The 2,223-nt window shown below is 41.9% G+C and carries 3 protein-coding genes; 1 reads left to right on the top strand and 2 read right to left on the bottom strand.

Annotated features, from left to right (window positions below; genetic code table 11):
• Together QUA24_RS21610 and QUA24_RS21605 are read right to left on the bottom strand one after the other, a co-directional pair.
• Positions 1–699, bottom strand: a 699-nt coding sequence (locus tag QUA24_RS21610; protein WP_333231956.1) for a leucine-rich repeat domain-containing protein, incomplete at its 3' end; no start/stop codon positions are given.
• Positions 700–887: 188 nt separating this feature from the next.
• Entirely contained in the window at positions 888–1,151 is a 264-nt protein-coding gene (locus tag QUA24_RS21605) for a hypothetical protein (protein WP_333231954.1), read from the bottom strand.
• Positions 1,152–1,340: 189 nt separating this feature from the next.
• On the opposite strand from QUA24_RS21605, the gene QUA24_RS21600 reads away from it, so the two are divergent.
• Positions 1,341–2,149 (top strand): IS5 family transposase gene (locus tag QUA24_RS21600; RefSeq protein WP_333231953.1). Its coding sequence is split into 2 segments (ribosomal slippage): positions 1,341–1,731 and positions 1,731–2,149, totalling 810 coding nucleotides; the frame shifts between segments, so codons are not numbered across the junction.
• Positions 2,150–2,223 lie beyond the last annotated feature (74 nt).

The raw sequence follows: 2,223 nt of genomic DNA, 5'->3' as shown, positions 1-2,223 counted from the left end.
CAGATTCAGATTATTCAAACTGGTTAGAGATTGCAGGGGTTTGAGGTCTGATATTTGATTGTTTACCAGATTCAGATATGTCAAATTTGTGACCAGAGACTTCAGCGGTGTTAAGTTTGATATTTGATTGTTGTCCAGATTCAGATATGTCAAAATCGTCAGAGATTTCAGTGGCGTTAGGTCTGATATTTGATTGTTAGACAGATTCAGATTAATCAAACAGGTCAGAGATTTCAGGGGTGTTAGGTCTGATATTTGATTGTGGGACAGATTCAGATTAGTCAAACAGGTCAGAGATTTCAGGGGTGTTAGGTCTGATATTTGATTGTGGAACAAGTTCAGATATTTCAAACTGGTTAGAGAGTGCAGGGGTGTCAGGTCTGATATTTGATTTTTTTCCAGATTCAGCTCTATCAAATTGGTCAGAGATTGCAGGGGTGTTAGGTCTGATATTTGATTGTTGCCCAGATTCAGATTAGTCAAATTGGTCAGAGATTGCAAGGGTGTTAGGTCTGATATTTGATTTTTTTCCAGATTCAGATCGGTCAAATTTGACAGTATTTCTTCTAATTTATAAAATCCAGACTTTCGTGCTGTTAACAACAGCACCTTAACTGTATGCTTCGCTTCTTGTGAAAGGCTGCCAAAGTGTAAGCGCCAGTCAGAAGTGGTCGTAGGGTTTGGTTGTTGAGAGGACATAGGGCAATAACCTCCTAGAAAAGTTGCTAAAATCTGATGTCGGTATCTACCTTAAATAACATATCTCTGGCGTTTCGGGGATTATGCCAGCGATCGCACGCACTTATTAACCACCCGATCGCGATCGCCAGTATTGCAATTTGTAACTCGGACTGCGGGCGATGTCGCACTCACAAAACACTTTTCATCTAATCTCCCGAACTGCCTCGCCTCCATTCTTTAACCGCTTCCACCCTTGAAGCAATCAGCAGACAGCGAGACAATAAATTAATATCTAAATCAGGCAATATTTCGCTTTGGTCAATTTTTTCATATCCGTGCGATCGCAAATGATACAGGCTAAATACTCCCTCCTGCCAAAACCAAACTTCGGGGAATGCCAAGGCTTGGTAACGATGCAACTTGCTTTCGTTGCTGCTAGTAAATACAACTTCGATCGAGAGGTCTGCCATGCCTCCCGATTCTGTGCCAATTAAGTAACATTAGTCTGCTTGTGCGGAGGCTTTTCCTTCTTTTTCCTGGGTAGAACTTCGTGTGAGTAGAACTTCCTGTGGGAGTAAAAGCGATTTCTTTTTCTACAAAAGACCTCTTGCAAAAGTCCCCAATAAGGGCAATAGTGAGGTGATCGAGAGGAAAAACTGATGACTTACGAACAAGTGCAAAGCTTAAAGCCAGAAGCCTTCAAGAGATTCTGTGGCGTTGGGTCTACAACTTTTGCAGAAATGGTGTCAGTTCTAGAACAACAGAAACGCAAGAAACGGAAACCCGGTCGTCCGCCTAAACTGAGCTTAGAAGATCAGGTACTACTGGCATTACAGTATTGGCGAGAGTACCGTACCTACTTTCACATTGCTCAAAGCTGGAACATCAATGAATCGACTGCATTCCGGATCGTGAGACACGTAGAAGACACATTGATTCGTTCAGGTCGGTTTAGCTTACCCGGAAAAAAAGCACTGCTGCAACCGGACTCAGTTTTAGAAGTGGTTGTGGTCGATGTGACCGAAAGTCCAGTCGAGCGTCCAAAAAAAAACAACGACAAGTGTTTTCCGGTAAAAAAAAGTATCATACCTTGAAGTCGCAATTAGTGGTTAATCAAAAGACGGGAGCAATTATCTGCATAGCTCATGGTAAAGGCAGAAGGCATGACTTTCGCCTATTCAAGAGCAGTAAAGTTAGGCTAGCCAATACAATTAAGCTTTTAGGTGACAAGGGTTATCAAGGAATTGCCAAACTTCATGCCAATAGTCAGATACCTACTAAAAAGCCCAAAAGCTATAATTTATCTCAGGTTCAACGGCAGGAAAACCGTACTCTGGCAAGCGAACGTATTATTATTGAACACGTTAATAGGAGGCTGAAAATTTTTCGGATTCTGTCGGAACGTTACCGAAATCGCCGACGCAGATTTGGTTTACGTTTCAACCTGATTGCGGGCATCTATAACTAGGGTTTGCTGAATAATCGATCGCAAACTAAGAACAGGAGCTCACGATATCTGAAAGCTTGATTAAATATAAGTTT

It is taken from the genome of Microcoleus sp. Pol12B5, from assembly GCF_036701335.1.
Classification (GTDB): Bacteria; Cyanobacteriota; Cyanobacteriia; order Cyanobacteriales; family Microcoleaceae; genus Microcoleus.
Note: the sequence above shows the minus strand (reverse complement) of the source record. Positions and strands in the feature narration are given on the sequence as shown.

Excerpts from the sequence above, each read along its gene's own strand:
- QUA24_RS21605 (WP_333231954.1), bottom strand. The coding sequence starts at position 1,151 with ATGGCAGACCTCTCGATCGAAGTTGTATTTACTAGCAGCAACGAAAGC.